Genomic DNA, 26504 nt, shown 5'->3' on the forward strand with positions numbered 1-26504 from the left:
TGTTGCCGAGATGGACTATTGTCTTCTCTTCACTTGCTAACTCACGCTTGTCAAAGGCGTGAGGGACACGGAGAGACTATGAATCAGCGGGAACTAGAAAGCGCCATCGTTACCGATTTTTCCAAGCGCATGAGCTACGGTGATTACCTGTGCCTGGACCGGCTGCTGGATTGTCAGCAGCCACTTTCCAATCCGCAGCATCATGATGAGATGTTGTTTGTAGTGCAACACCAGACCTCGGAACTGTGGATGAAACTGATGCTGCATGAACTGCAAGCGGCCAGAGTGTTGGTGCAGCAGGATAAACTTAGCCACTGTTTCAAAATCCTGGCCAGGGTGAAGCAAATCCAGCGCCTGCTGTTTGAGCAGTGGGCGGTGCTGGAAACGCTGACTCCATCCGAATATGTCGAGTTCCGGGGTGTGCTGGGTAATTCGTCGGGTTTCCAATCGCATCAATATCGCTCGATCGAGTTCTTACTGGGTAACAAAAATGCCGCCATGCTGGCCGTGTTCAGTGCCGATGAGGAAAAATACGCCGCGCTGAAAGCGATCCTTGAGGCACCAAGCTTGTATGACGAATTCTTGCGCTATCTGTCTCGCCACGGTCTCGCGGTGCCTCAGGCATGTATTGAACGAGACTGGACCCAGCCTTACCAGCGTAATCCACAACTGTTGCCGGTGTTCAAACTGATATACGATAATCCGCAAACCTACTGGGCGGCCTACGAAATGGCCGAGAAGCTGGTGGACATCGAGGAAAGTTTCCATCTCTGGCGTTTTCGCCATATGAAAACGGTTGAGCGGATCATCGGTTTTAAATCAGGTACCGGTGGCTCCAGCGGCGTCAGTTTTTTGAAAAAGGCGTTGGAATTGACTTTCTTCCCGGAACTGCTCGATGTACGAACCGAAATCGGGGCGTAGATCAACCCGCTAGTTCAGGGCGCATGGCGCCCTGAACAGCAGATCACTCCTCGGCGGCGCGGATAATAAGTTTGCCGAAATTTTTGCCTTTCAGCAGGCCGAAAATGGCCTGAGGGGCATTTTCCAGCCCGTCGACCACGTCCTCGCGGAATTTGATTTTGCCTTGGCTTACCCATTCCCCCATCTGTTGTAAAAACTCTGGGAATTTTTCGGCGTAATCATCAAAGATGATAAAACCCTGCATCTTGATGCGCTTACGCAGGATCAGGCCTTGTAGTAGCGGCAACCGATCCGGGCCGTTGGGCAACTCGGTAGCGTTGTACTGCGCGATCACGCCACAGACGGGGATTCTTGCCTTGGTATTGAGCAAAGGAATGACCGCATCGAATACCGCGCCGCCGACGTTTTCGTAGTAAATATCGATGCCCTGTGGGCAGGCCGCGGCCAGTTGGGCGGCAAAGTCGGCCGCACGATGATCGATACAGGCATCAAATCCCAGTTCTTCTACCACATAGCGGCACTTCTCTGCGCCACCCGCTACGCCCACTACGCGGCATCCTTTCAGTTTGGCAATCTGACCGACCACGGAACCCACGGCTCCGCTGGCTGCTGCGACTACCAGCGTTTCGCCCGCCTGTGGCTGGCCGATATCCAGCAGCCCCATATAGGCGGTAAAACCGGGCATCCCTAATACGCCAAGGTAGCGGGAAGGGTGTTCCAGTTTGGCTCCCAGATTACGTAGGCCGCTGCCGTCCGATAACGCATGGCTTTGCCAACCGTCGTAGCCCAAGACCCAATCCCCAACCTTAAAGTCTGGATGTTGTGAGGCCTGCACCCGGGATACTGTACCTCCGACCATCACCTCGCCAATCTGTACCGGTGGCGCATAAGAGGGGGCATCGCTCATACGGCCACGCATATAGGGATCTAATGAAAGATAAACCGTGCGCAGTAACAACTGTCCGGTGGCGGGTTGCGCAATGGCGCTGGTTTCCAGACGGAAATTGTCTGCTTGCGGTTCCCCGTGCGGGCGTGAAGCTAACAAAAAACGGCGGTGATGCGCTTGCTGAGACATCGATAACTCCTTGGCGGCGGTGTGAACGGATGGCGTTCAGGTACCCACTAGTCTAGTGAATATGGCGCAACGGGAAATAGCGTTATGTGCGCACTTATGCACGGATGTAATAAGTATGGCTAACCAGCTTGTTGAAAAATATTGCGCAATGCTCGCAGTGGGGAAATGTGAGTTGCAGTGCTTATCTCGTGAAGAAAAATAACGGCGGAAATCGGCGGGTTAACAACAAATATCAGTGATAGCAAATGCCGATATTTTGCCGTTCTTGCGATTATTCTGAGTTGATATATTGATTGGGGTTATGATATTGATTTAATTTCGGCGTTTCAGTGATGCCATAGCGGCCAATAGCTATTTCTTGTGGCTCACTTAATTTCCTTCAGGAAAAAAGTGTGTTCACCTTGAATAGCAAGCCGGGTGGGGGGAAGGTGCGCTATAGCGGGACGATCAGCACGTCTATACTGCTGGTATTGATAAAGCGTGCGGCGGAGCAGGCCAGTTTATTCATCATGCTGTCGCTATGGTTGCCACAGATGACCAGATCAAAAGGTTGCCGTTGGTTAGCGTAGGTCAGGCAGTCCCCCAACTCGCCATGCACGATCCGGGTCGCGATGTTGGGATAGTCTGCCCTCAGGCAAAGTTCTTCCATAAACAGCAGCGTTTCTTCCTCCATCAACGCACGCAGATCGCCCAGCATGGGGGCGGGGAAAATCTCGCTATTGGCAATGCTACTGATCAGCGTGATATGCCCATTGCAGGGGCGTACGATAGAGACCGCTTTCTCTACCAGGCGGTGGCTATCTGCTGCGACGGCCACCGTAACCAGAACGTTGCGATATCCCATGTGCTACTCCCCAGCCTGTTTAATTGCTAAAAGGGTAGAGCAATGCCTGCGCAATAAATGTGGTTTACATCACGCGCAACGTTAAATCCCAGGGCGGGCAAGAAATTCCGCCATAAAAGATAAAAGATGCGCGCATAAGCGTGAGGGATTAAAGCACCTGGGCCCAGAGTGACTTTGGCACTTTGCCCAGATCGAACAGTTTGCCAGAAACCAGTTCCGCACGGCGATGGTCTGCGGCACGGTACATGTTGCTCATTTCGTTGTCATCGGTCAGAGAATAATTGAGCTTGTCATAAACTTTTTCCAGACTGTCCAAGCTGGAACATTTGCGAAACGTCATCAGGTAGTCGATGGTACTTGTCATAGTTAAAATATAGCCTGTTAATAGTATTAGAGCGGAAAGGAAAGCCTCACATGTTCGCAAAAATCGCCATAAGATGAAGATGTGTCGCCAGGCAAAATAAAACAAAAGTGAGCAAAGGGAACGCGCTGTGCCGAAATACCCTTGATAGGTGTGTGGGCACCCTGGAATGATAATATGTGATGAGCATATCGGCAATATACCTTCACAGATAAACCTTCAATTAGGGAGAATCTTAGCTTGTGAGGTGCATAGGGAAAATTTTGCAGGATAAGTCTGCATTTCTTTGCTCATGGCAAAGCAAAAGATAACGGGATCGGTTTTTGGTGGTAATGAGGGAAAGTAGTCAGTTAGGGTATTGTTCCGATGAATATTCAAAAATTTTGCTTAAGATGGGTAAAGTTCAAACATTATCCACCTCAACGTGAAAACCTGGTAGACAATAAAATGCTAATGATCAAATGCATTTTCTTGCGCTCGCCGAAAGTATTAGGAATTTTCCCTACGAGTAATCAGATATCATAAATAATAATTAAAATGCTAAGTAAAATGCAATTTCCTGCTTTTACGGCCGATAAAGCCTGGGTAGTATTTTTTTGGGAGCGTTATCACTACCCGCATTGCTCGATTATCTCGCTATGAAACAGATCGTTACCTCTGCTTACTTGTTCACCCCTTAATCCTGCCTCTGTTAACACCGGGATCCGGCCTGTCGAAAATTGGAACTGCCACTATAGTTAATTCTGACTTTGCAACGGCAGGCGTTCCAACCCGGTAATTTTGCCCATAACGCACTGGTTGAAGATGATAAACAGTCATTTAAACTAAGTTTACGGCGTGTTTGCAGATTTTTGTTCTGTGATTTGGCTTTGGTTAAGCTTTTGTTCGAATTGATCTAAAAACGGCTGTTTTTAGGCTGTAAAAGCTGGTTTTTAAGACCTTTTCTTACTTTGGTACATTTATTGAACAGGTAAGTGGTTAATAAGTAGGCTGAATTTACCCGATTTTAGCTGGATATTTTTTATTTTTGTGATCAATGTCACATTGCGCTCAAAATTGCGCGTCCATCACGTTGTGTGTGCCAAGGGTTCGGGGGTAGAGTTGCGCTGCAATTAAGATTAATCTTATTATTTTTGTAAAAATAGTCTCACACAAAACACACTTTTGAAGCAGGATGCTGTATATCCATACACGTAATTACATGTATACCAAATACTGAGTAACAACCCGAATTGTGTATAGTCGCGCAGTTATCGCGGCTGGCGTACAAGGATTTGTTTGCCAACTTTGGGAATGAACCCAAGTGATGGGCGATAATTTATCACCCAGCGTATGTTTTTAAACATAGTCTGTCGGGATGGGAATATGGGTACGTCTGAACTACTTAAACATATTTATGACATTAATCTGTCATATTTGCTTCTGGCACAGCGCCTGATTAACGATGAGAAAGCGTCTGCAATGTTCCGTCTGGGGATTGATAACTCGATGGCGGATGCGCTGTCGCAACTCACATTGCCGCAAATGGTAAAATTGGCAGAAACCAATCAGCTGGTTTGCCATTTCCGCTTTAATGACCACAATACCATCGAGCGCCTGACGAAAGAATCCCGCATCGACGATCTGCAACAGATCCACACCGGCATTTTGCTATCGAGCCATTTACTGCAAGAACTATCGGGTAAAGGCGGTAGTGTGACGAAGAAAAGAGCCTGATAATGACTGAGAAAAGTATTGTTCAGGAAGCCAAGGACATTCAACTTGCCATGGAATTGATCACGCTGGGCGCACGCTTGCAGATGTTAGAGAGCGAAACGCAGCTTAGCCGTGGGCGATTAATCAAGCTGTATAAAGAATTGCGCGGCAGCCCGCCGCCCAAAGGCATGTTGCCATTCTCGACGGACTGGTTCATGACCTGGGAACAGAACATCCACTCGTCGATGTTTTTCAATGCTTACCAGTTCCTGCTCAAATGCGGCCAGTGCCATGGGGTCGAAGCCGTGGTCAAAGCCTATCGGCTGTATTTGGAGCAGTGTCCGCAGCAGCCCGGTGAGCCACCGCTGCTGGCGCTGACACGAGCCTGGACGCTGGTGCGCTTTGTCGACAGCGGCATGTTGCAGCTCTCCGCCTGCAGCTGCTGTGGCGGGACTTTCATCACCCATGCGCACCAGCCGCTAAACAGTTTTGTCTGCAGTTTATGCCAACCCCCATCCCGCGCAGTAAAAAAACGTAAACTTTCGCCGCAACTGGCCGATATTATTCCACAACTGCTGGACGAGCAGGTAAAACGCGCGGTCTGAGCCCGTTTGCAGGCTATACAAAACACAGACTGGTGAAACTCAAGGGCTCGGTACTCCGGGCCCTCAGGTACGGCCCGGCTGTAGCCGAATTTCACCCGCGCTGACTCACCTTCCATCCACATTGTGAATTTAAGGAATACGTGTGCTAGTTATTTTGGGTTATCTCGTGGTACTGGGTACGGTGTTTGGCGGCTATATGATCGTCGGCGGGCACCTGGGCGCGCTGTATCAGCCAGCCGAATTTCTGATCATCGGCGGTGCTGGCGTGGGGGCCTTTATCGTCGGCAACAACGGTAAGGCGATTAAGTCCACGATCCGCGCGCTTCCCAAGCTGATGCGCCGCTCAAAATACAACAAAGAGCTGTATATGGATCTGATGGCGTTGCTGTATCGGCTGATGGCCAAATCCCGCCAGCAGGGCATGTTGTCGCTGGAGTTCGATATCGATAATCCGCAGGAAAGCGAAATTTTCTCTAATTATCCACGCATTCTTGCCGATAACCATTTGGTGGAATTTATTACCGACTACTTGCGACTGATGGTGAGCGGCAATATGAACGCCTTTGAAATCGAAGCGTTGATGGATGAAGAGATCGAAACCTTCGAACAGGAGAGCGAGGTTCCTGCGAGCAGCTTGGCGATGGTCGGTGATTCGTTACCGGCGTTTGGTATCGTGGCTGCGGTGATGGGCGTGGTACATGCGCTGGCGTCAGCCGATCGGCCTGCGGCGGAATTGGGGGCCATGATCGCCAATGCGATGGTGGGAACCTTTCTTGGTATTCTGCTGGCCTACGGCTTTATCTCGCCGCTGTCTACCGTGCTGCGACAGAAAAGCGCCGAAACCACCAAGATGATGCAGTGCATCAAGGTCACCCTGCTGTCGAGTTTAAATGGTTATGCCCCGCAGATCGCGGTCGAATTCGGTCGTAAAACGTTGTACACCACGGAGCGCCCTTCCTTCGTTGAGCTGGAAGAGCATGTGCGCAAGGTGAAAGCCCCGGCACAGCAGGCGACGGAAGAGCAGGACGCATGAAACAGAATCACCCGGTCATTCTGGTCAGAAAACGTAAATCCCATCATGCCGGTCATCATGGCGGCTCCTGGAAAATTGCCTATGCCGATTTTATGACGGCGATGATGGCGTTTTTTCTGGTGATGTGGCTGCTGGCGATTGCCAGTCCGCAGGAGTTGACGCAGATAGCCGAATATTTCCGCACCCCGCTGAAGGTGGCGCTGACCGGCGGCGACAAAAGCAGCTCGGAAAGCAGCCCAATTCCGGGCGGTGGGGACGATCCAACCCAGCAGCAAGGGTTGGTCAAAAAACAGATGGATTCACCGGAAAAACGTGCCGAAGAGTTGCGCCTGAACAAGCTGCGGGAAAAGCTCGATGAGCTGATTGAGTCGGATCCGCGCCTGAGAGCGCTGCGGCCGCATTTGCTGATCAAGATGATGGACGAAGGGTTGCGCATTCAAATTATCGACAGCCAGAACCGGCCGATGTTCAAGACCGGTAGCGCACAGGTGGAAAGCTATATGCGCGATATCCTGCGTGGGATAGCGCCGATCCTCAACGGGTTGACCAACAAAATCAGCCTGTCGGGCCATACCGACGATCTGCCTTATGCCACCGGTGAGCGCTATTACAGCAACTGGGAGCTGTCCGCCGATCGTGCCAATGCCTCCCGACGTGAACTGATCGCCGGTGGCCTGGCCGAGGGCAAGGTGTTGCGGGTGGTTGGCATGGCCTCGACCATGAACCTGAAACCGCACGGCGGAGATGACGCGATTAACCGGCGTATCACCATTCTGGTATTGAACCGAGCAACCCAGCAGGGGATAGAACACGAGAATGCGGAGGGCAATGCGACGGAAATCGATAATCCAGACGGTTTGAAGCAGTTGGCTCCGCAAGCTCCAGCGATACCGGAATTGCCGGCACCTGCCCCAACCGCCGAACCGCCGGCAGCACAGAGCAGGTCAGAGCAACCCCCGGCAGCGGTGCAAGCCGCAGACACCGGGCCGACAGCGGCTATTCCGGCGGCACCCTCCGCCACTTACACCGACTAACAGCGACTCACAGTAGAGGTGATCCCGTGAGCATGGACATAAGCGCTTTTTATCAGACCTTTTTTGATGAGGCAGACGAGCTGCTGGCCGATATGGAGCAACATCTGTTGGAGCTGGATCCGCTGGCCCCGGATATTGAACCCCTGAACGCGATTTTCCGCGCGGCCCACTCGATCAAGGGGGGCGCCGCCACTTTCGGCTTTAGCGTACTGCAGGAAACAACCCACCTGCTGGAGAATTTGCTGGATGGTGCCCGGCGTCAGGAAATGAGCCTGAGCACCGAAATTATCAACCTGTTTCTGGAAACCAAAGACATTATGCAGGAGCAACTGGACGCTTATAAAACGTCGCAACAGCCTGATGCCGAGAGCTTTGAGTATATTTGTCAGGCGCTGCGACAGTTGGCTTTGGAAGCACAACAGCAGGATGCGCCTGCGGCGGCGGTAACCTTACCGGTGGCGCATGCCGCTGCTCCGGCCGCGATCGAGGGCGGGATGCGGATCTGCCTGAGCGGCCTGAAGCCGAATGAAATTCCGCTGATGCTGGAAGAGCTGGGCAATCTGGGCGAAGTGGAAAATCCGCAGCAGACCGAGACCAGCCTGGAGGTCACCCTGCTGACCTCGGCCAGTGAAGACGATATCAGCGCGGTGCTGTGTTTTGTGCTGGAGCCGGAACAGATTGCCTTTTCCACGCCGCCGAAGGCCGTGGCAAAGGTCAGCACGCCGGAACCCGTTGCCGTAGCCGCACCAGCTGCACCCGTTGCGCTGGCTGAAGCACCGAAGCCGAAAGCCAAGGCCAGCGAATCCACCAGTATCCGCGTGGCGGTGGAAAAGGTCGATCAACTGATCAACCTGGTGGGGGAGTTGGTGATCACTCAGTCGATGCTGGCCCAACGCTCAGGTACGCTGGACCCGGTCAATCATGGCGATTTGCTCAACAGCATGAGCCAGTTGGAGCGTAACGCCCGCGACCTGCAAGAATCGGTCATGTCGATCCGCATGATGCCGATGGAGTACGTTTTCAGCCGCTTCCCTCGTCTGGTGCGCGATCTGGCCAGCAAGCTGGACAAGCAGGTGGAGTTGACGCTACGCGGTAGCTCAACCGAGCTGGACAAGAGTCTGATCGAACGCATTATCGATCCGTTGACACACCTGGTGCGCAACAGTCTGGATCACGGCATTGAAGAGCCTGCCGCACGCCTGGCTGCCGGTAAGCCTGAAGTTGGTAATCTGATCCTGTCCGCTGAACATCAGGGCGGCAATATCTGTATTGAAGTCACCGATGACGGTGCAGGACTCAATCGCCAGAAAATCCTTGCCAAGGCCGCCTCGCAGGGGTTGCCGGTGAGTGACAGCATGAGCGATGAAGAGGTCGGCATGTTGATCTTTGCCCCAGGGTTCTCCACCGCCGAGCAGGTGACCGACGTTTCCGGGCGTGGCGTGGGGATGGACGTGGTGAAGCGAAATATTCAGGAGATGGGTGGGCATGTTGAAATTCATTTCCAGGCGGGGAAAGGCACCGCTATCCGCATTTTACTGCCGCTGACGCTGGCTATTCTTGACGGCATGTCGGTCAAGGTGAATGAGGAAGTCTTCATTCTGCCACTGAATGCCGTGATGGAATCATTGCAACCGCAGGCCGAGGATTTGCATCCACTGGCCGGTGGCGAGCGAGTGTTGCAGGTGCGTGGCGAATATCTGCCGTTGGTGGAGTTGTTCCGGGTCTTTGAGGTTGACGGAGCCAAAACCGAAGCCACCCAGGGCATCGTGGTGATCCTGCAAAGTGCAGGCCGTCGTTATGCACTGTTGGTCGATCAGTTGATCGGTCAGCACCAGGTGGTGGTGAAAAATCTGGAAAGCAACTACCGCAAGGTACCGGGCATTTCCGCTGCCACCATTCTGGGGGATGGCAGCGTGGCGCTGATTGTGGATGTGTCGGCGCTGCAAACGCTGAACCGGGAAAAGCGTCTGACGGACGCTGCCGCATAATTATTAACCGACTGATTTAAAGGTGATCGAAATGGCAGGACTTGCATCCGTCAGCAAATTGGCTGGCGAAACGGTTGGTCAGGAATTCCTGATTTTTACCTTGGGTAACGAAGAGTATGGCATTGATATCCTCAAGGTTCAGGAGATCCGCGGTTACGATCAGGTAACGCGCATCGCTAACACCCCGGCGTTTATCAAGGGCGTCACCAATTTGCGGGGGGTGATTGTGCCGATCATCGATCTGCGCGTGAAGTTTGCCCAGCAGGACGTCTCTTATGATGAAAACACCGTGGTGATCGTGCTGAACTTTGGCCAGCGCGTGGTGGGGATCGTGGTTGATGGCGTTTCTGACGTGCTGTCATTAACGACCGATCAGATCCGCCCGGCCCCTGAGTTTGCGGTTACGCTGGCTACGGAATATCTCACCGGCCTGGGGTCACTTGGCGAACGTATGCTGATCCTGGTGGATATCGAAAAGCTGCTGAGCAGCGAAGAAATGTCGCTGGTCGACAACGTAGCAAAAAGCGCCTGATTATTCGGGATCAGCAGTTGCACGTAAAGGTGTAACAGATGGAGATGATGCAGAACGCCGACACGCCGTAAACCCGTCCATGGGGGCTCGCAATCGCGCATCCCTGCGCTCAACGGTCGGCTAACCTGCACCATCCCCATCTGACTCAGGCTAGGGTGTTGCGGTATTAAACACCTTAGTGGCGCTACGTAGGGGGGCTGCATGCTGCGCCCATGTCCCGGGAGCCAATGGATGGCACATTCGGTCCCCTCGCCCTTTGGGAGAGAGTTAGGGTGAGGGGAGTATCACCGGTACCGAGCCAGATCACAGTCTTACGCAAACTTAAGAAAAATCTTATCAGCTAACCATAAAGTTCTCTTCTGCCACGCCGATAACTCAGTCAGTTAACGTACACAGAGCTTGTCTGTGCGGGCTTCCAAGAAGGGTCAACATGTTTAATCGTATGAAGGTGGTCACCAGCTTATTGCTGGTGCTGGTGTTATTCGGTGCCTTGCAGCTGGTTTCCGGGGGGCTGTTTTTCACTTCGCTGAAAGATAACAAAGAAAATTTTACCGTACTGCAAACTATCCGACAGCAGCAGTCAGAACTGAATGAAAGCTGGGTCAACCTGCTGCAAACCCGTAATACCCTCAATCGCGCCGGGATCCGCTATATGATGGATCTCAATAAAGCAGGCACCGGTGCCACCGTGGCTGAACTGCTGACCTCGGCGAAAAACACGCTGAGCATGGCGGAACAACACTACGCGGCCTATGAAAAAATCCCTCTGGATGCTCGCCAGGATGCCGATGCGGCGCAAGAACTCAAACAGCGCTATACCACTTTGCACACCGCGCTGTCGGAACTGATCCCGCTGCTGGGTGACGGCAAGCTGGACGCCTTCTTTGAACAGCCAACCCAGCGTTATCAGACCGAATTTGAACAGGTCTATAACCGCTATCTGACCCAGAACGACAAGCTATACCAGATCGCGGTCGAAGACGGCGACAGCTCTTTTGAGTTTGCCGTCTGGACGCTGGGCGTGGTGCTGGTCTTGGTGGTTGCGGTGATCGTTCTGGTTTGGCTCGGCATCCACCATATTCTGGTGCGTCCGCTCAACCGCATGATCGAACACATCAAACTGATCGCCGCCGGCGATCTGACCCACCCGATCGACGTCAACAGCCGCAACGAAATGGGCGTACTGGCAGCCAGCCTCAAGCATATGCAGGGCGAACTGATCGATACCGTCAGCGGTGTGCGACAGGGGGCCGATGCCATCTACAGCGGCGCTTCCGAGATTGCCGCAGGCAATAACGATCTCTCTTCACGTACCGAACAGCAAGCTGCTTCGCTGGAAGAAACCGCTGCCAGCATGGAGCAGTTGACGGCCACGGTGAAACAGAACGCCGAAAACGCCCGTCAGGCCAGCCAACTGGCGTTGAGCGCCTCAGAAACCGCGCAAAAAGGCGGCAAAGTGGTCGCCAACGTGGTGCAAACCATGCACGACATCGCCGGCAGCTCGCAGAAAATTGCTGATATCACCAGCGTAATCGACGGCATTGCGTTCCAGACCAACATCCTGGCGCTGAATGCGGCGGTAGAAGCCGCACGTGCCGGTGAACAGGGCCGTGGGTTCGCCGTGGTGGCCGGTGAGGTCCGTAACCTGGCAAGCCGCAGCGCGCAGGCGGCTAAAGAGATCAAAGGTCTGATTGAAGATTCGGTGAGCCGCGTTGATATGGGCTCGGTGCTGGTGGAAAGCGCCGGTGAAACCATGGGCGATATTGTCAATGCCGTCACCCGTGTCACCGACATCATGGGTGAAATCGCGTCGGCCTCCGACGAGCAGAGCCGTGGTATCGATCAGGTTGGCCAGGCGGTCGCCGAAATGGATCGCGTTACCCAACAGAACGCCTCTTTGGTCGAAGAATCGGCCTCTGCGGCGGCCGCTCTGGAAGAGCAGGCCAGCCGCTTGACCCAGTCCGTGGCGGTATTCCGACTGAAAGCGGAAGGCCAGCAGGAGTTCAAGTCATCAGCCAACAGTAAAGTTATTACCCCGGTAATCCATCATAAAAAAATGAACGCCAGCGATCCGCAGGAAAACTGGGAAACGTTCTAACCGGCATTGGGCTGCGTCACTCCCGCGAGGGCGTGGCCCTTTTTTCCGTCCTCAGCCGTATTAACCCACGGCTACCTGGAGGTTTATCGTGTTTAACCGAGTCCGTATCTCTACCAGTCTGTTTTTATTACTGCTGACCTTTTGCCTGATGCAATTGGTCAGCACCGGCTTGTCGTATACCGCTTCCCGCTCCGATAACCATAATCTTAATCTGATTAGTCTGGGTAGCCAGCAACGAGATGCCCTTAGCCTGAGCTGGGTTTCTCTGCTACAGGCACGTAACACCTTGAACCGGGCCGGCACCCGGGCGGCGCTGAAAGTACCGCAAGAACAGGTCGATGCCTTGATGGGCAACGCCCGCAGTTCGTTGCAGAAAGCCGACCTCTATTTTAATCAGTTTCTGGCCGTTGCGCGTAACAGCGAGCAGGAGCAGCAACTGACAGAAACTACCCAAGCCAGCTATGAGCGGCTACGGGGCGCCTTGCGTGAACTGGTCGTCTTCCTGGAGGGCGGCAACCTGCAAGGCTTTATGGATCAACCCACGCAGAAAATGCAGGACCTGTTCGAAGCCGACTTCGTCCAGTACCTGCAATTGGTCAACGAAAATATTGCCCAGGCCAATGCGGCCAATCAGCGCTCCTTCACCCTGGCCGGTTGGCTGGTGTGTGGTGCAGTCCTGATGCTGATCCTGGTGACAGCCAGCGCTATGTGGTGGCTGCGCAATATGCTGGTTCAGCCGCTGAATATCATGCGCAGCCACTTTGACCGCATCGCCGATGGCAATCTGGCTACGCCAATCCAGGTGTATGGCCGTAACGAGATCAGCCAGCTGTTTGCCAGCCTGCAGCGTATGCAGAACTCGCTGATTGGCACCGTGGGTGCGGTGCGCGAAGGTGCCGAGTCGATCCTGATCGGGCTACAGGAGATCTCGGAAGGTAATAACGATCTCTCTTCCCGCACCGAACAGCAGGCGGCCTCGCTGGAAGAAACCGCCGCCAGCATGGAGCAGTTGACCGCCACGGTGAAACAGAACGCTGACAATGCCCGTCAGGCCTCCAAGCTGGCACGTGATGCCTCGGCTACCGCCGCCAAAGGTGGGGAACTGGCCGACGATGTGGTCACGACCATGCACGATATTGCCAGCAGTTCGCAGAAAATTGGTGCGATTACCAGCGTGATCGACGGTATCGCCTTCCAGACCAATATCCTGGCCTTGAATGCGGCGGTTGAAGCGGCGCGAGCGGGTGAACAAGGGCGCGGTTTCGCCGTCGTGGCCTCAGAGGTACGCAATCTGGCGCAGCGTAGCGCCCAGGCGGCCAAAGAAATCAAAGTGCTGATCGATGAGTCGGTCGGCCGCGTCAAGCAGGGGTCGTTACTGGTGGAAGACTCCGGTGCCACTATGCAGGATATCGTGCGTTCGGTGACCCGGGTCACCGACATTATGGGGGAGATCTCCTCGGCGTCTGATGAGCAAAGCCGTGGTATCGAGCAGGTGACTCAGGCGGTGACACAAATGGATCAGGTGACGCAACAGAACGCCGCGCTGGTCGAACAGGCGGCCTCTGCTGCTGCGGTATTGGAAGAACAAGCGATTACCCTGGCGGATGCGGTAGCGGTATTCCGCCTGGCGGACGATAACATCACATTATCGGAAAGCCCTAACAACGGAGTTTTATCAGTGGCTAAGGAAGCAACTAGTGTCGAATTGTACAGTAAATAACCATCCTGGTGGCAGGGTATGAGCGGATCATCCTCACCCACCAACAAAGAGTCTGCGTCTCTACTGACACAGATGGTACAACGGCTGCCTTTGTCGGATGTGCATTTCCGACGTATCAGCCAGTTGATCTACCAGCGTGCCGGGATTGTGCTGGCCGAGCACAAACGCGAGATGGTTTACAACCGTCTGGTGCGTCGTTTGCGCCTGCTTGGCATACCCGATTTTGGCAGCTATCTGGTGCTGTTGGAAAGTGACATCAACAGCGCCGAGTGGCAGGCATTCGTCAATGCCCTGACCACTAACCTGACGGCGTTTTTCCGTGAGGCGCACCATTTCCCCATTCTGGCGGAACATGCGCGCTCACGGCCAAACGGTTACTGCGTATGGAGCACCGCCGCCTCGACCGGCGAAGAGCCTTACTCGATCGCCATTACGTTGAGTGAGGCGCTGGGGCAGAAGGCTGCGGGGACTCAGGTTTGGGCCAGCGATATTGATACTCAGGTATTGGAAAAAGCCGAAGCGGGAGTCTATCGCCAGGAAGATCTGCGCACCCTGACACCGGCACAGATGCAGCGTTATTTCCTGCGTGGCACCGGGCCTCACCAGGGGCTGGTGCGGGTACGGCCAGAATTGGCGGCACAGGTCCATTTCCAGCCGCTCAATCTGCTGGCACCCGAATGGGCATTGCCGGGGCAATTTGATGCGATATTTTGCCGTAACGTCATGATCTATTTTGACAAAGAAACCCAAGAGCGCATTTTACGGCGCTTTGTGCCGCTGCTTAAACCAGGGGGCCTGATGTTTGCTGGCCATTCCGAGAACTTCAGCCAGCTCAGCCGGGATTTCTACTTGCGTGGGCAGACCGTGTATGGCCTGACCAAGGAGAGGTAATGAATAAAATCAGCGTATTAAGCGTGGACGACTCTGCCCTGATGCGGCAGCTGATGACCGAAATTGTTAACAGCCATCCCGATATGGAGATGGTGGCCACCGCTCCCGATCCGCTGGTGGCGCGCGATCTGATCAAAAAATTCAACCCGCAGGTGCTGACGCTGGACGTCGAAATGCCGCGTATGGACGGGCTGGATTTTCTGGAAAAACTGATGCGCCTGCGGCCGATGCCGGTGGTGATGGTGTCATCGCTGACGGGACAGGGATCGGAGATCACTCTGCGAGCGTTGGAGCTGGGTGCAGTGGACTTTGTCACCAAACCGCAACTGGGGATCCGCGAAGGCATGCTGGCCTACAGCGAGCTGATTGCCGAGAAGATCCGCACGGCGGCCAAGGCGCGTCTGTCACAGCGTTCAACGGGGCCGGCTCCGGCGATCCTCAGCCATACGCCATTGTTGAGCAGTGAAAAGCTGATCGCGATTGGCGCGTCTACTGGAGGCACCGAGGCGATCCGTCATGTGTTGCAGCCGTTACCGGCCAATAGCCCGGCGTTATTGATCACCCAACATATGCCACCAGGGTTTACCCGCTCATTTGCCGAACGGCTCAACAAGCTGTGCCAGATCACGGTGAAAGAAGCGGAAGATGGCGAGCGCGTCTTGCCAGGCCATGCCTACATCGCGCCGGGAGACCGTCATCTGGAACTGACGCGCAGCGGCGCCAACTATCAGATTCGGTTACACGACGGCCCGCCGGTCAACCGGCATCGTCCTTCGGTTGATGTGCTGTTCCGGTCGGTGGCCCAGTTTGCCGGGCGTAACGCGGTGGGGGTGATCCTCACCGGTATGGGGAATGATGGTGCGGCAGGAATGCTGGAAATGCACCGGGCCGGGGCGTACACCCTGGCGCAAAACGAAGCCAGCTGTGTGGTGTTTGGCATGCCTCGGGAGGCCATTGCTACCGGCGGAGTGAATGAAATAGTGGAGTTGGAGCGCATGAGCCAACGCATGTTGGCGCAGATCGCGGGTGGTCAGGCGCTGCGTATTTGATGTGATACCCCGAATTACGGGGGAAAGACGATTAACCTTAGGAGTAATAATGGCAGACAAAAACCTTAAATTTCTGGTGGTGGATGATTTTTCCACCATGCGCCGCATCGTCAGAAATTTGCTGAAAGAATTGGGTTTTAACAACGTCGAAGAGGCGGAAGACGGAGCGGATGCGTTGAACAAGCTGCGCGCTGGCGGCTTCGATTTCGTGGTATCGGACTGGAACATGCCGAACATGGACGGCCTGGAGCTGTTGCAAACCATCCGCGCCGATGGCGCGCTGGCGTCAATGCCGGTACTGATGGTGACGGCGGAAGCCAAGAAAGAAAACATCATTGCTGCTGCTCAGGCGGGTGCCAGCGGTTACGTGGTAAAACCCTTCACGGCGGCAACGCTGGAAGAGAAGCTCAACAAGATTTTTGAAAAACTGGGCATGTAAAAAAGGAGAGGGCGATGAGAGATATTCCAATGCCTGCCAGCGATGCAGCGACAGCGGGCGAGATCATCTCCCGCATCGGTCAACTGACCCGCATGCTGCGTGACAGCATGCGTGAGCTGGGGCTAGATCAGGCCATCGCTCAGGCGGCCGAAGCGATCCCGGATGCACGCGACCGTCTTGATTATGTCGTCACCATGACGGCGCAGGCGGCGGAACGGGCGCTCAACTGCGTAGAGGCGGCACAGCCTCGCCAGGCGGAGTTGGAGTCGCAGGCCAATACGCTTAAAGGGCGCTGGGACGAGTGGTTTGCCAACCCGATCGAGTTGGCGGATGCCCGCTCGCTGGTGACGGATACCCGTCAGTATCTGGATCGGGTACCGGAGCACACCGCATTCACCAACGCCCAGTTGCTGGAAATCATGATGGCGCAGGATTTCCAGGATCTCACCGGCCAGGTGATCAAGCGTATGATGGACGTGGTACAGGAGATTGAAAAGCAGCTGCTGATGGTATTGATGGAGAACATCCCGGATCAGCCAGCCAAAGAGAAAAAGCCCAACGACAGCCTGCTCAATGGCCCGCAGCTCGATCAGAACGGGGCTGGCGTGATTGCCAATCAGGCCCAGGTAGACGATCTGCTCGACAGCTTAGGTTTTTGATGACCATTTAGGGCGCATTGTTGCGCCCTAACTCTTTTTGCCAGCCCATCCGCTAAATAACCCGCCTTTTCCTTCGTTGTTCCCGCAATGAAATTCGCATTTTTTTGGCATGCTGACGGCAATTCTATTCCTTGCATGCGACGGGAGCCGTCTCCTTGGCTGAAGACAGCGATCAGGAAAAAACCGAGGCCCCCACACCCCACCGGTTGGAGAAAGCTCGTGAAGAGGGGCAGATTGCGCGTTCGCGCGAACTGACTTCGATCCTGATGTTGATCGCCGGGTTGTCGATCTTGTGGGTCGCAGGCGGCCATATCGCGCAACAGTTGGCGAGGATGCTGGCAGACGGCCTGCATTTCGATCACAACATGGTCAGCAACGATAAGCAGATGCTGCGTCAGTTTGCCATGCTGTTGCGTCAGGCGGTGTGGGCGCTGATGCCGATCCTTGCCGGTTTGGTGCTGGTGGCATTGGCAGCTCCAATGCTGCTGGGCGGTGTGGCCTTCAGCCTTAAGTTTGACGCCAAGCGCATGGATCCGATCGCCGGATTGAAGCGTATGTTCTCCACCCAGGTGCTGGCAGAGCTACTGAAGGCGATCCTCAAAGCAACCCTGGTAGGCTGGGTGGCCGGTCTTTATCTGTGGCATAACTGGGCGGCGATGCTGCACTTGGTTACGCAGCAGCCGCAGGACGCGCTGAAAAACGCGCTCCAGATCGTGATCCTCTGCGGCATGCTGATCGTGCTTGGATTGGTGCCGATGGTGGCCTTTGACGTGTTTTATCAGCTATGGAGCCACTTCAAGAAACTGAAGATGACCAAGCAGGATATTCGCGACGAACATAAACAGCAGGAAGGCGATCCCCATGTTAAAGGGCGGATCCGTCAGCAACAGCGTGCCATCTCTCGTCGTCGCATGATGTCTGACGTACCGAAGGCGGACGTGATCGTCACCAACCCGACGCATTACGCCGTGGCACTGCAATACAACGACAAGAACATGAGTGCGCCAAAAGTATTGGCTAAAGGGGCCGGTGAGATCGCTTTGCGTATCCGCGAACTGGCGAACGAGCACCGTATTCCAACGCTGGAAGCACCGCCGTTGGCGCGGGCGCTATACCGACACAGTGAGATTGGGCAACACATTCCTACGACCTTGTATGCCGCCGTGGCCGAAGTCCTGGCCTGGGTCTACCAGCTGCGCCGTTGGCAGCGTGAAGGCGGTCTGATCCCGAAAAAACCTCAACGTTTACCGGTGCCGGAAGCACTGGACTTTGCTGGAGAGAGTAACTCAGATGGCTAATTTGGCCGCCCTGCTTCGTTTGCCGGGTAATTTTAAAGACACGCAGTGGCAGGTGCTGGCTGGCCCGATACTGATCCTGATGATCCTGTCGATGATGGTGCTGCCGTTGCCGGCATTTATCCTCGACTTGCTGTTTACCTTCAATATCGCGCTGTCGATCATGGTGTTGCTGGTGGCGATGTTTACCCAGCGTACGCTGGAGTTCGCGGCCTTCCCGACCATCCTGCTGTTTTCAACCCTGTTGCGCCTGTCGCTGAACGTGGCCTCCACCAGGATCATCCTGATGGAGGGGCATACCGGTTCGGCGGCGGCGGGGCGGGTCGTCGAGGCATTCGGTCACTTCCTGGTGGGGGGCAACTTTGCCATCGGTATCGTGGTGTTTATCATCCTGGTGCTGATCAACTTTATGGTGATCACCAAGGGGGCCGGGCGTATTGCTGAAGTTGGCGCCCGCTTTGTTCTCGACGGGATGCCGGGTAAACAGATGGCGATCGATGCCGATCTGAACGCCGGTTTGATCGGCGAAGATGAGGCTAAAAAGCGCCGCTCCGAAGTAACGCAGGAGGCGGACTTCTACGGTTCGATGGACGGTGCCAGCAAGTTTGTACGTGGTGATGCCGTGGCGGGCTTGATGATCATGGTGATTAACGTGGTGGGCGGCCTGCTGGTGGGGGTGATCCAGCACGGTATGGAACTGGGGACCGCAGCGGAAACCTATACCTTGCTGACCATCGGTGATGGCCTGGTCGCACAGATCCCGGCATTGGTGATCTCGACGGCGGCGGGCGTGATCGTCACCCGTGTTGCCACCGATGAGGACGTTGGTGAGCAGATGGTAGGCCAGTTGTTCAACAACCCGCGGGTGATGGTATTGAGTGCCGCGGTGTTGGGGCTGTTGGGAATGGTTCCCGGCATGCCTAACCTGGTCTTCCTGCTGTTTACGGCGGCGCTGCTGGCGTTGGCCTGGCGGTTGCGCGGGCGTGAACAGCAATCACCGAAAGTCCAGGAACAGCCGTTACCGCAGGAAAACACCCAGGCGGTGGAGGCCAGTTGGTCTGACGTGCAGTTGGAAGATCCCTTGGGTATGGAGGTTGGTTATCGTCTGATCCCCATGGTGGACTTTCAACAGAACGGCGAATTGTTGGGACGTATCCGTGGCATCCGTAAAAAATTCGCTCAGGATACGGGCTATCTGCCACCAGTAGTGCATATTCGCGACAATCTCGAACTGTCGGCCGCCAGCTACCGCATTCTGATGAAAGGGGTGGAAATCGGCAGCGGTGAAGCCCATCCGGGCCGCTGGCTGGCAATTAACCCAGGTAATGCCGTGGGTGATTTGACCGGGGATAAAACCGTCGATCCGGCCTTTGGTCTGGAGGCGGTGTGGATCGACAGCGCGCTGCGTGAACAGGCGCAGATCCAAGGTTACACGGTAGTGGAAGCCAGCACCGTGGTCGCCACCCATCTTAACCATTTGCTCGGTCAGTTTGCCAGCGAGCTGTTTGGCCGCCAGGAAACTCAGCAACTGTTGGATCGTGTCTCGCAGGAGATGCCGAAGCTGACAGAAGACTTGGTGCCGGGCGTGGTTTCGCTGACGACCTTGCACAAGGTGCTACAGAATTTGCTGTCCGAGCGGGTATCGATCCGCGATATGCGTACCATTATTGAAACGCTGGCGGAACATGCGCCAACGCAAAGCGATCCTTTTGAACTGACCACCGTGGTGCGCGTGGCCCTTGGGCGGGCGATAACCCAGCAGTGGTTCCCGGGTAACGGTGAAATCCAGGTTATCGGCTTGGATACGCCGCTTGAGCGCCTGCTGTTGCAGGCTCTGCAAGGCGGTGGGGGGCTTGAGCCAGGTTTGGCGGATCGGTTGCTGGATCAGGCTAAACAGGCATTACAACGCCAGGAAATGCTCAGTGCGCCGCCGGTACTGTTGGTAAACCACGCGTTACGGGCTCTGTTGGCGCGCTTCCTGCGCCGTACCTTGCCGCAGTTGGTGGTACTGTCGAATCTGGAAATCAACGACGAGCGACAGATCCGTATGACCTCAACCATTGGAGCCGCCTGATGAAAACTTTCCTGCCTCTATTGGTATTGTTAGCACCGCTGGCGGCGCAGGCGGTGTCGGGGTCCTGGGCCGCCGATGCCACTGGCGTAACGCTGGAAACGGGGGGCGTGCAGGACGTGTCCCCCAGCCTGCGGGCGGCTAATCCACCGGCGGCTACCGCCAGGGTAACCAGCGTAAGCTGGCGTTATCAGCTGTTAGCGGGTGCCCCCGCTGGATTGCAGGTGCAACTTTGCTCCTCGTCACGCTGCGTGCCGCTCGGCACGGGCAGTGGCCGCAGTGAGGCTTTCAACGGGATTGCGGCAGACAGCGAATTCCGTTTCATTTATTACGTGCAGTCGCGCGGCGCGTTAAATCCCCCGCTGCGGGCGATCTCCAATCAGGTGATTGTGAATTACCAGTGAGTTGCGAGTCGGATCCAGCATCAGGGCGGCGATATAATGCCACCAGCTAAGCGTTGCCCCCTCACCCTAGCCCTCTCCCAAATGGAGAGGGGACTGAACGTGCTACAGTTTGACTCCTGTACCTGATTGCGGCTCAGGACTCACTCCCTCTCCCTAAATAAGTGTTCATGATATCTCCTGTCTGTAAATCGGGTTGGGGTGAGGTGAAAAGGCTGGCAAGGCTTCAAGAAAGGTATGGAACAAGGGATTGAGAAGGGCATGGAGCAGGCACGGGCAAGCATCCTGAACATTGCCAGCGCGATGCTGGCGGATGGCTTCGATCGTGCCACTGTGATGAAATTAACCGGTCTTTCCGCAGACGATCTGGCACTAATTTGCCACTAATCTGTGCTGGAAATAACCGGTGTTGGCGGGTTAAGAGCGGTCAAACCCCAATCTTGCGGCCTAACAGGCTACCGGCGCGGGACTGGCCATCGGGGCCATACAGCGATTTATTCTGTTTGTTCAACACCGCCAGCGCCTGCGTATTGTGCGCAATATGGTGATTGAGCAGCATACCGTTATGGTTGTTTTGCTCACGCAGTTGCAAACTCAACTGTTGAACCTGCTGCCATTTGGCTGCCAACTGCGGCTGGCCATCATAAGGCGCCTGACAGTGTTGCAATCGTTCCTGCTCCAGCCTCTGTTGGTCGAGATAATTGACCGTCGCCAGCAGTTGGCTTTTAGCGTCGGTCACGCGTTGCAAAGCCACGCCAACCAAGGTTTTTGAGCATAGCAATGTATGCTCTTCCGTTTGTACCGTGCCTAACGCATGCAAGGTTTCCAGCAGCTTATCCAGCAGTTGTGCCAGGTTTTCCATATCAATGACTCACCCTTGGTGTTAACCCCGATCGTCGCTGGACATCCATTCGCTTTGCACGTCTTGTAACAAGGCGTCGGCAATTTTGCCGGTATCCATCTTTAACTCGCCGTTGCGGATGGCCTGCTTGATGGTTTCCACCCGCTCCAGATTGATATCCTGAGTGCCCGGCTGCATCAGGCGCGCCTGTGCGTCGCTCAGCTTAACCTGGGTGCCGCTGACCGCAGTTTCCGCTGATATTTTTTTGCGCGCTTGCACTGCGCTGTCGGTTTGCGTGTCTCGCGGCTGTACCGTCGGGACGGGTTGCAACCGCTGGGTACGATCGATACTCATGTTCAATCTCCATCTATACCTCCGCAGCCTAGGCAACGGAGGAGTAAAGTCTGTGGCTCTGGTGGCCGGAAAATGCTGCTATGACTTTCTTATCGGCAAGCTGTGGCAAAGCTTTATTTTTTTATAAAGTAATACGAATTGTGCCATCGCTATTGGCAATGCCACTAACAATCTGCCCCGAGGCCATGCGTACACGAACGCTATCTTCGGCGGCGGCGTTGTTCATCGCCTTACCGGCTCCGCTGATATTGAATCCGTTGCCCTGAGCCATCACCTGTACCGCTTGCCCGGCCTTGATCGCCCAGGCTCGACGTAACATGACCGGATTCAACGGTTGACCTGGGCTGATATTGCGCAGGCTGACGGCACCGATCGCTTTGCCGCTGTCGGTCAGGGTGCGTGCAGGTAAGGTATCCAATCGGCCAGTCTTCAGTTTGAGATCCTCTGCGGCCAGCTTACTGCCCGCGCTAATCCCCCGAGCTGCTACCAGATAATGGCCCATCACCTGCACCTGTGCCTGAATAAAACGCCGCTCCTGACCACAACGGGCCGAGATACTGATGTTGCCCCAGCGGCGAGCGTTTTGCGGTAACGAAAGCTGTGGCAATTCGCACTGTGGCCAACGGCTTGCTGGCGTTCGCAGTTGTACCTTGACGTCGGTCACGTTGGCATTATCGGCAAATTGCGCCTCAATAAAGCTCTTCACCTGTCCAGCCAGGCCCTCGGCGTGCGCGTTCAGGCCGATCAACAAACAGACCAATAGCAGGATGCTTTTCATATTTTGCCTCAACAGACGCAGCGACGACAGAGCGACCAGTGTAACCGTTACGCGCGCAGGCTAAGCAGACAAATAGCGACGCATTTTGCCCTTATTCCCACGATAGGCTGACAGGCAGGGCGTTTATGCTGTCGGCTCCAAATTCTAACCTCGCGGAGGGAGCATGCTCGATAAATTGGACGCTGCTCTGCGTTTTGGCCAGGAGGCGCTGAACTTACGCGCCCAGCGGCAGGAAATTCTGGCGGCCAACATCGCCAACGCAGATACGCCGGGCTATCAGGCTCGTGATATCGATTTCGCCAGCCAATTGAACAAAGTCATGGATCAGGGGCGCGTCAGCGGCAGCGGTATTGCCTTGAATCTGACTTCAGCGCGCCATATCCCGGCGCAGAACATGCAGCCACCGTCGCTGGATCTGCTGTTCCGCGTGCCGGATCAGCCTTCGATGGACGGTAACACGGTAGATATGGATCGTGAGCGAACCAACTTTGCCGATAACAGCCTGAAATATCAAACCGACCTGACGCTGTTGAACGGGCAAATCAAGGGCATGATGTCCGTGCTGCAAGGAGGGTAATCCCCATGTCGTTATTGAACATTTTTGATATTTCCGGCTCGGCCCTGTCCGCGCAATCCCAACGTATGAACGTCAGCGCCAGCAACATGGCCAACGCCGACAGCGCCACCGGACCGGATGGTCAGCCTTATCGGGCCAAACAGGTGGTTTTTCAGGTTGCGGCCGCAGCGGGCCAGTCGACCGGCGGCGTACGCGTCGCGCAGGTGGTTGACGATCCCTCACCGGAGCGCCTGGTATTTCAGCCGGGCAACCCGCTGGCGGATGCCAAAGGCTATGTGCGGATGCCCAACGTCGATGTGGTTGGCGAAATGGTCAATACCATCTCGGCCTCGCGCAGCTATCAGGCCAACGTCGAAGTGTTGAATACCACCAAATCCATGTTGATGAAAACCCTGACGTTGGGTCAGTAACCGGAGCTTTTATTTATGGCCATTGCCGCCACGACCAATGAATCACTCGACAACAGCATTGCCGGCACCAGTGCCAAAAGCGGTGCGAATGGCAATACCAGTCAGGATCTGAGCAACAACTTCCTGACGTTGCTGGTGGCCCAGTTGAAAAACCAGGATCCCACCAACCCAATGCAAAACAACGAACTGACCACTCAACTGGCTCAGATCAATACGGTGAGCGGGATTGAGAAGCTCAACACCACGCTGGGATCGATTTCCGGCCAGATCAGCGGCAACCAGTCCATTCAGGCCAGCTCGCTGATCGGTCACGGTGTGATGGTACCGGGCAAAGAGATCCTGGTGGGCAATGATGCGGGCAAGGTGAGCACCACGCCGTTTGGCGTCGAGCTGGAACGCACCGCCGATGCGGTGACGGCCACCATCAGTGATGCCACCGGCAAAGTGGTACGCACCATCGATCTGGGCGGGCTGACCGCGGGCGTGCATTCCTTCTCTTGGGACGGTTCGCTGGAAGATGGCACTAATGCGCCTGATGGTGCTTACACCGTGGCGATTAACGCCAGGAACGGCGGTGAGCAACTGGTGGCACAGCCGCTGCGTTTTGCCATGGTTAACGGCGTTACGCGCGGTACGGACGGTGCAAAACTGGATCTGGGAGTGGCGGGAACCTCTACGCTGGATGACGTGCGCCTGATCCTGTCCAAACTGAGTTCGTCCAACTAAGCGTAGTGATTTTCCACGTCGGCAAGGGATCGCAGCACCGATCCTGAAGACACTTTTTTAAATGACCTATTTCGGAGAACGACATGGCTTTTTCACAAGCGGTCAGCGGTTTAAACGCGGCAGCAACCAACCTGGATGTGATCGGTAACAACATCGCCAACTCCGCCACCTACGGCTTCAAATCCGGCAGCGTTTCCTTTGCCGATATGTTTGCCGGTTCGCAGGTCGGGTTGGGCGTAAAAGTGGCGGGGATCACCCAAAACTTCAACGGCGGCACCACCACCAACACCAACCGGGCCATGGATATCGCCATCAGCCAGAATGGTTTTTTCCGTATGCAGGACGCCGATGGCGGCATCTTCTATACCCGTAACGGTCAGTTCATCATGGATGCCAACCGTAACATCACCAACATGCAGGGGCTGAGCCTGACCGGCTACCCGGCAGCCGGTTCGCCACCCACCATCCAGCAGGGGGCCGATCCGGTTCCGCTGAGCATTCCTGAAGGCATGATGAACGCCAAAGCCAGCACCAACGGCAATATGGTGGCCAACCTGAAATCGACCCATCAGCCGCCAGAGGTGAAGCCGTTCGATCCCAACAAGACCGATTCGTTCAACTACGTCAACACCATTACTACCTACGACACCCTGGGCAATGCTCACAACATCAACGCCTACTTTGTGAAAACCGCCGATAACAAATGGGACGTTTACACCCAGGATGGCAGCGTGACCGGCGCTCCGTCAGCCAAAGCGGGTAGCCTGAACTTTGATACCAGCGGTGCGCTCACCGGCACGTTGGATGCGCAGGGCCAGCCGAGCGCTACGCCGTTCAACCTGGTCGTGCCAATGTCGCCGAAAGACGGCGCGCTGGGGCAAACCTTCAATCTGAGCTTTGCCGGTAGCCTGCAACAGAACGTCGGTAGCGACTCCGTCAGCAAGCTGGCCCAGGACGGCTATGCCACCGGGGAATACCAGGGCTTCCAGATCAACAAAGACGGCACCGTGGTCGGGGTATACAACAACCAGCAAACCCAACTGTTGGGGCAGATCGTGTTGACCAACTTCTCCAACCCGGAAGGGCTGGCAGCGCAAGGTGATAACGTCTGGAAGGAGACCGGTGCTTCAGGCCAGCCACGTGTGGGCCTGGCGGGTGGCGGCGGTTTTGGTTCACTGACCAGCGGCGCGCTGGAGTCTTCCAACGTCGATTTGAGTCAGGAACTGGTGAACATGATTGTGGCGCAGCGTAACTACCAGTCGAACGCGCAAACCATCAAAACCCAGGACTCGATCCTGCAAACGCTGGTCAGCCTGCGCTAATAGGATTGCTTTATGGATCACGCGATTTATACCGCGATGGGTGGTGCCCGGCAAACGCTGGAGCAGCAGTCGGTGACGGCCAATAACCTGGCCAACGCCTCAACGCCGGGGTTCCGTGCACAATTGTCGGCGCTGCGTGCGGTGCCGGTTGACGGGCCAAGCATGCAGACACGTACGCTGGTCGCTGCTTCTACGCCAGGGGCCGACATGAGCCAGGGGCCGCTGAACTACACCGGGCGGCCGCTGGACGTGGCGTTGCAACAGGATGGTTTTCTGGCGCTACGGCTGCCGGACGGTACCGAAGCCTACAGCCGTAACGGCAGCATCCAGATCTCCTCCACCGGGCAGTTGACGGTGCAGGGCGTGCCGCTGATGGGCGATGGCGGGCCGATCGAAGCGCCTCCGCAGGCAGAATTGACGCTGGCGGCGGACGGCACCATCTCGGCGCTGAGCGCGGGCGATCCGCCCAATACCATTTCCCAGATTGGCCGTCTGAAGCTGGTGAAGGCCGATGCGCGGGAAGTGGTACGCGGCGATGACGGCCTGTTCCATCTGACGGCGGCGGCTCAGCAGCAGCGTGGCAACCAACTGCCGAACGATCCCGATGTGCGGATCATGCCGGGAGTGCTGGAGGGCAGCAACGTCAAACCGCTGGAAACCATGGTCGATATGATCGCCAACGCCCGTCGGTTTGAAATGCAAATGAAGGTCATCCACAGCGTGGATGAAAACGCACAGCGCGCCAACTCATTGCTGTCAATGAGCTGAGTGCAGAGGAATAAATC

28 protein-coding genes are annotated in these 26504 nt (G+C 55.4%); 22 read left to right on the forward strand and 6 right to left on the reverse strand.

Annotated elements, in window-relative coordinates:
- Positions 1–78: 78 nt before the first annotated feature.
- The gene (gene kynA / locus ACRDCA_RS16690; RefSeq protein WP_438690541.1) at positions 79–921 is read left to right on the forward strand and encodes a tryptophan 2,3-dioxygenase; all 843 of its coding nucleotides are present in this window, start codon (positions 79–81) and stop codon (positions 919–921) included.
- Positions 922–964: 43 nt separating this feature from the next.
- On the opposite strand, the gene ACRDCA_RS16695 is transcribed toward kynA, so the two are convergent.
- From ACRDCA_RS16695 to ydgT, 3 genes are all read right to left on the reverse strand, one after another.
- Positions 965–1996 carry an NADP-dependent oxidoreductase gene (locus ACRDCA_RS16695; RefSeq protein ID WP_438690542.1) on the reverse strand — a complete coding sequence of 344 codons (1032 nt, stop codon included), beginning with the start codon at positions 1994–1996 and terminating at the stop codon, positions 965–967.
- A gap of 433 nt (positions 1997–2429) precedes the next feature.
- Complete coding sequence (uspC, locus tag ACRDCA_RS16700) at positions 2430–2840, reverse strand: universal stress protein UspC (protein ID WP_438690543.1); 411 nt, start codon at positions 2838–2840, stop codon at positions 2430–2432.
- A gap of 148 nt (positions 2841–2988) precedes the next feature.
- Entirely contained in the window at positions 2989–3204 is a 216-nt protein-coding gene (gene ydgT, locus ACRDCA_RS16705; RefSeq protein WP_021180917.1) for a transcription modulator YdgT, read from the reverse strand.
- A gap of 1362 nt (positions 3205–4566) precedes the next feature.
- Here ydgT and flhD point away from each other — a divergent pair.
- From flhD to ACRDCA_RS16785, 16 genes are all read left to right on the forward strand, one after another.
- Complete coding sequence (gene flhD / locus ACRDCA_RS16710; RefSeq protein WP_438690544.1) at positions 4567–4917, forward strand: flagellar transcriptional regulator FlhD; 351 nt, start codon at positions 4567–4569, stop codon at positions 4915–4917.
- Between the two features lie 2 nt (positions 4918–4919).
- On the forward strand, positions 4920–5501 hold the full coding sequence (gene flhC / locus ACRDCA_RS16715) for a flagellar transcriptional regulator FlhC (RefSeq protein ID WP_025121489.1): 582 nt from the start codon (positions 4920–4922) through the stop codon (positions 5499–5501).
- A 142-nt stretch (positions 5502–5643) separates the two neighbouring features.
- The gene (gene motA, locus ACRDCA_RS16720) at positions 5644–6534 is read left to right on the forward strand and encodes a flagellar motor stator protein MotA (RefSeq protein ID WP_438690545.1); all 891 of its coding nucleotides are present in this window, start codon (positions 5644–5646) and stop codon (positions 6532–6534) included.
- The gene (gene motB / locus ACRDCA_RS16725; protein ID WP_438690546.1) at positions 6531–7568 is read left to right on the forward strand and encodes a flagellar motor protein MotB; all 1038 of its coding nucleotides are present in this window, start codon (positions 6531–6533) and stop codon (positions 7566–7568) included. Before motA ends, motB begins: the two co-directional genes overlap by 4 nt.
- A 26-nt stretch (positions 7569–7594) precedes the next feature.
- Positions 7595–9556: a chemotaxis protein CheA gene (gene cheA, locus ACRDCA_RS16730; RefSeq protein WP_438690547.1), complete on the forward strand. Its 1962-nt coding sequence runs from the start codon at positions 7595–7597 to the stop codon at positions 9554–9556.
- Between the two features lie 31 nt (positions 9557–9587).
- Positions 9588–10088 (forward strand): chemotaxis protein CheW, encoded by a 501-nt coding sequence (gene cheW / locus ACRDCA_RS16735; RefSeq protein WP_025121492.1) that lies wholly within the window; start codon positions 9588–9590, stop codon positions 10086–10088.
- A gap of 430 nt (positions 10089–10518) precedes the next feature.
- Entirely contained in the window at positions 10519–12186 is a 1668-nt protein-coding gene (gene tsr, locus ACRDCA_RS16740; RefSeq protein WP_438690548.1) for a methyl-accepting chemotaxis protein, read from the forward strand.
- 88 nt (positions 12187–12274) lie between these two features.
- Positions 12275–13906, forward strand: coding sequence for a methyl-accepting chemotaxis protein (locus ACRDCA_RS16745; protein ID WP_438690549.1), 1632 nt, complete (start codon positions 12275–12277; stop codon positions 13904–13906).
- An 18-nt stretch (positions 13907–13924) separates the two neighbouring features.
- Positions 13925–14797: a protein-glutamate O-methyltransferase CheR gene (gene cheR / locus ACRDCA_RS16750; RefSeq protein WP_438690550.1), complete on the forward strand. Its 873-nt coding sequence runs from the start codon at positions 13925–13927 to the stop codon at positions 14795–14797.
- Positions 14797–15846, forward strand: coding sequence for a protein-glutamate methylesterase/protein-glutamine glutaminase (locus ACRDCA_RS16755; RefSeq protein ID WP_438690551.1), 1050 nt, complete (start codon positions 14797–14799; stop codon positions 15844–15846). The genes cheR and ACRDCA_RS16755 overlap by 1 nt, the downstream gene beginning before the upstream one ends.
- Before the next feature lie 49 nt (positions 15847–15895).
- On the forward strand, positions 15896–16285 hold the full coding sequence (cheY, locus tag ACRDCA_RS16760) for a chemotaxis response regulator CheY (protein WP_025121497.1): 390 nt from the start codon (positions 15896–15898) through the stop codon (positions 16283–16285).
- Between the two features lie 14 nt (positions 16286–16299).
- Positions 16300–16944, forward strand: a complete 645-nt coding sequence (gene cheZ / locus ACRDCA_RS16765) for a protein phosphatase CheZ (protein ID WP_438690552.1) — start codon at positions 16300–16302, stop codon at positions 16942–16944.
- Between the two features lie 155 nt (positions 16945–17099).
- A complete protein-coding gene (gene flhB, locus ACRDCA_RS16770) occupies positions 17100–18242 on the forward strand; it encodes a flagellar biosynthesis protein FlhB (RefSeq protein WP_438690553.1) in 1143 nt (380 codons plus the stop codon).
- Complete coding sequence (flhA, locus tag ACRDCA_RS16775; RefSeq protein ID WP_438690554.1) at positions 18235–20313, forward strand: flagellar biosynthesis protein FlhA; 2079 nt, start codon at positions 18235–18237, stop codon at positions 20311–20313. The genes flhB and flhA overlap by 8 nt, the downstream gene beginning before the upstream one ends.
- Entirely contained in the window at positions 20313–20714 is a 402-nt protein-coding gene (locus ACRDCA_RS16780) for a flagellar protein FlhE (protein ID WP_438690555.1), read from the forward strand. The genes flhA and ACRDCA_RS16780 overlap by 1 nt, the downstream gene beginning before the upstream one ends.
- A 234-nt stretch (positions 20715–20948) precedes the next feature.
- The gene (locus tag ACRDCA_RS16785) at positions 20949–21098 is read left to right on the forward strand and encodes a hypothetical protein (RefSeq protein WP_438690556.1); all 150 of its coding nucleotides are present in this window, start codon (positions 20949–20951) and stop codon (positions 21096–21098) included.
- Between the two features lie 40 nt (positions 21099–21138).
- Here the strand turns inward: ACRDCA_RS16785 and ACRDCA_RS16790 are convergent, their stop codons facing one another.
- From ACRDCA_RS16790 to flgA, 3 genes are all read right to left on the reverse strand, one after another.
- Positions 21139–21573: a flagella synthesis protein FlgN gene (locus ACRDCA_RS16790; RefSeq protein WP_438690557.1), complete on the reverse strand. Its 435-nt coding sequence runs from the start codon at positions 21571–21573 to the stop codon at positions 21139–21141.
- A 21-nt stretch (positions 21574–21594) separates the two neighbouring features.
- A complete protein-coding gene (flgM, locus tag ACRDCA_RS16795; RefSeq protein WP_438690558.1) occupies positions 21595–21906 on the reverse strand; it encodes a flagellar biosynthesis anti-sigma factor FlgM in 312 nt (103 codons plus the stop codon).
- A gap of 121 nt (positions 21907–22027) precedes the next feature.
- Entirely contained in the window at positions 22028–22684 is a 657-nt protein-coding gene (gene flgA / locus ACRDCA_RS16800; RefSeq protein WP_438690559.1) for a flagellar basal body P-ring formation chaperone FlgA, read from the reverse strand.
- Positions 22685–22847: 163 nt separating this feature from the next.
- On the opposite strand from flgA, the gene flgB reads away from it, so the two are divergent.
- The 5 genes from flgB (at position 22848) to ACRDCA_RS16825 (ending at position 26487) form a co-directional block, all read left to right on the forward strand.
- Complete coding sequence (flgB, locus tag ACRDCA_RS16805; RefSeq protein WP_438690560.1) at positions 22848–23261, forward strand: flagellar basal body rod protein FlgB; 414 nt, start codon at positions 22848–22850, stop codon at positions 23259–23261.
- Positions 23262–23266: 5 nt separating this feature from the next.
- Positions 23267–23671: a flagellar basal body rod protein FlgC gene (gene flgC, locus ACRDCA_RS16810; protein ID WP_025121508.1), complete on the forward strand. Its 405-nt coding sequence runs from the start codon at positions 23267–23269 to the stop codon at positions 23669–23671.
- 15 nt (positions 23672–23686) lie between these two features.
- A complete protein-coding gene (gene flgD, locus ACRDCA_RS16815) occupies positions 23687–24397 on the forward strand; it encodes a flagellar hook assembly protein FlgD (protein ID WP_438690561.1) in 711 nt (236 codons plus the stop codon).
- 83 nt (positions 24398–24480) lie between these two features.
- A complete protein-coding gene (flgE, locus tag ACRDCA_RS16820) occupies positions 24481–25719 on the forward strand; it encodes a flagellar hook protein FlgE (protein WP_438690562.1) in 1239 nt (412 codons plus the stop codon).
- A gap of 12 nt (positions 25720–25731) precedes the next feature.
- Positions 25732–26487: a flagellar basal body rod protein FlgF gene (locus ACRDCA_RS16825; protein WP_438690563.1), complete on the forward strand. Its 756-nt coding sequence runs from the start codon at positions 25732–25734 to the stop codon at positions 26485–26487.
- Positions 26488–26504: the final 17 nt, after the last annotated feature.

It is taken from the genome of Serratia sp. (in: enterobacteria) (genome assembly GCF_051654945.1).
In the GTDB taxonomy this organism is placed as follows: domain Bacteria; phylum Pseudomonadota; class Gammaproteobacteria; order Enterobacterales; family Enterobacteriaceae; genus Chania.

What these genes read in the sequence shown, in the direction of transcription:
- flgB (WP_438690560.1), top strand. Translation starts at nt 22,848, where the DNA reads ATGCTCGATAAATTGGACGCTGCTCTGCGTTTTGGCCAGGAGGCGCTG.
- flgM (WP_438690558.1), bottom strand. Translation starts at nt 21,906, where the DNA reads ATGAGTATCGATCGTACCCAGCGGTTGCAACCCGTCCCGACGGTACAG.
- tsr (WP_438690548.1), top strand. Translation starts at nt 10,519, where the DNA reads ATGTTTAATCGTATGAAGGTGGTCACCAGCTTATTGCTGGTGCTGGTG.
- flhA (WP_438690554.1), top strand. Translation starts at nt 18,235, where the DNA reads ATGGCTAATTTGGCCGCCCTGCTTCGTTTGCCGGGTAATTTTAAAGAC.
- ACRDCA_RS16825 (WP_438690563.1), top strand. Translation starts at nt 25,732, where the DNA reads ATGGATCACGCGATTTATACCGCGATGGGTGGTGCCCGGCAAACGCTG.
- flgC (WP_025121508.1), top strand. Translation starts at nt 23,267, where the DNA reads ATGTCGTTATTGAACATTTTTGATATTTCCGGCTCGGCCCTGTCCGCG.
- flgA (WP_438690559.1), bottom strand. Translation starts at nt 22,684, where the DNA reads ATGAAAAGCATCCTGCTATTGGTCTGTTTGTTGATCGGCCTGAACGCG.
- motB (WP_438690546.1), top strand. Translation starts at nt 6,531, where the DNA reads ATGAAACAGAATCACCCGGTCATTCTGGTCAGAAAACGTAAATCCCAT.
- flhD (WP_438690544.1), top strand. Translation starts at nt 4,567, where the DNA reads ATGGGTACGTCTGAACTACTTAAACATATTTATGACATTAATCTGTCA.
- ACRDCA_RS16695 (WP_438690542.1), bottom strand. Translation starts at nt 1,996, where the DNA reads ATGTCTCAGCAAGCGCATCACCGCCGTTTTTTGTTAGCTTCACGCCCG.
- cheR (WP_438690550.1), top strand. Translation starts at nt 13,925, where the DNA reads ATGAGCGGATCATCCTCACCCACCAACAAAGAGTCTGCGTCTCTACTG.
- flgD (WP_438690561.1), top strand. Translation starts at nt 23,687, where the DNA reads ATGGCCATTGCCGCCACGACCAATGAATCACTCGACAACAGCATTGCC.
- ydgT (WP_021180917.1), bottom strand. Translation starts at nt 3,204, where the DNA reads ATGACAAGTACCATCGACTACCTGATGACGTTTCGCAAATGTTCCAGC.
- cheY (WP_025121497.1), top strand. Translation starts at nt 15,896, where the DNA reads ATGGCAGACAAAAACCTTAAATTTCTGGTGGTGGATGATTTTTCCACC.
- flhC (WP_025121489.1), top strand. Translation starts at nt 4,920, where the DNA reads ATGACTGAGAAAAGTATTGTTCAGGAAGCCAAGGACATTCAACTTGCC.
- flgE (WP_438690562.1), top strand. Translation starts at nt 24,481, where the DNA reads ATGGCTTTTTCACAAGCGGTCAGCGGTTTAAACGCGGCAGCAACCAAC.
- ACRDCA_RS16785 (WP_438690556.1), top strand. Translation starts at nt 20,949, where the DNA reads ATGGAACAAGGGATTGAGAAGGGCATGGAGCAGGCACGGGCAAGCATC.
- ACRDCA_RS16780 (WP_438690555.1), top strand. Translation starts at nt 20,313, where the DNA reads ATGAAAACTTTCCTGCCTCTATTGGTATTGTTAGCACCGCTGGCGGCG.
- cheZ (WP_438690552.1), top strand. Translation starts at nt 16,300, where the DNA reads ATGAGAGATATTCCAATGCCTGCCAGCGATGCAGCGACAGCGGGCGAG.
- ACRDCA_RS16755 (WP_438690551.1), top strand. Translation starts at nt 14,797, where the DNA reads ATGAATAAAATCAGCGTATTAAGCGTGGACGACTCTGCCCTGATGCGG.
- uspC (WP_438690543.1), bottom strand. Translation starts at nt 2,840, where the DNA reads ATGGGATATCGCAACGTTCTGGTTACGGTGGCCGTCGCAGCAGATAGC.
- cheW (WP_025121492.1), top strand. Translation starts at nt 9,588, where the DNA reads ATGGCAGGACTTGCATCCGTCAGCAAATTGGCTGGCGAAACGGTTGGT.
- ACRDCA_RS16790 (WP_438690557.1), bottom strand. Translation starts at nt 21,573, where the DNA reads ATGGAAAACCTGGCACAACTGCTGGATAAGCTGCTGGAAACCTTGCAT.
- kynA (WP_438690541.1), top strand. Translation starts at nt 79, where the DNA reads ATGAATCAGCGGGAACTAGAAAGCGCCATCGTTACCGATTTTTCCAAG.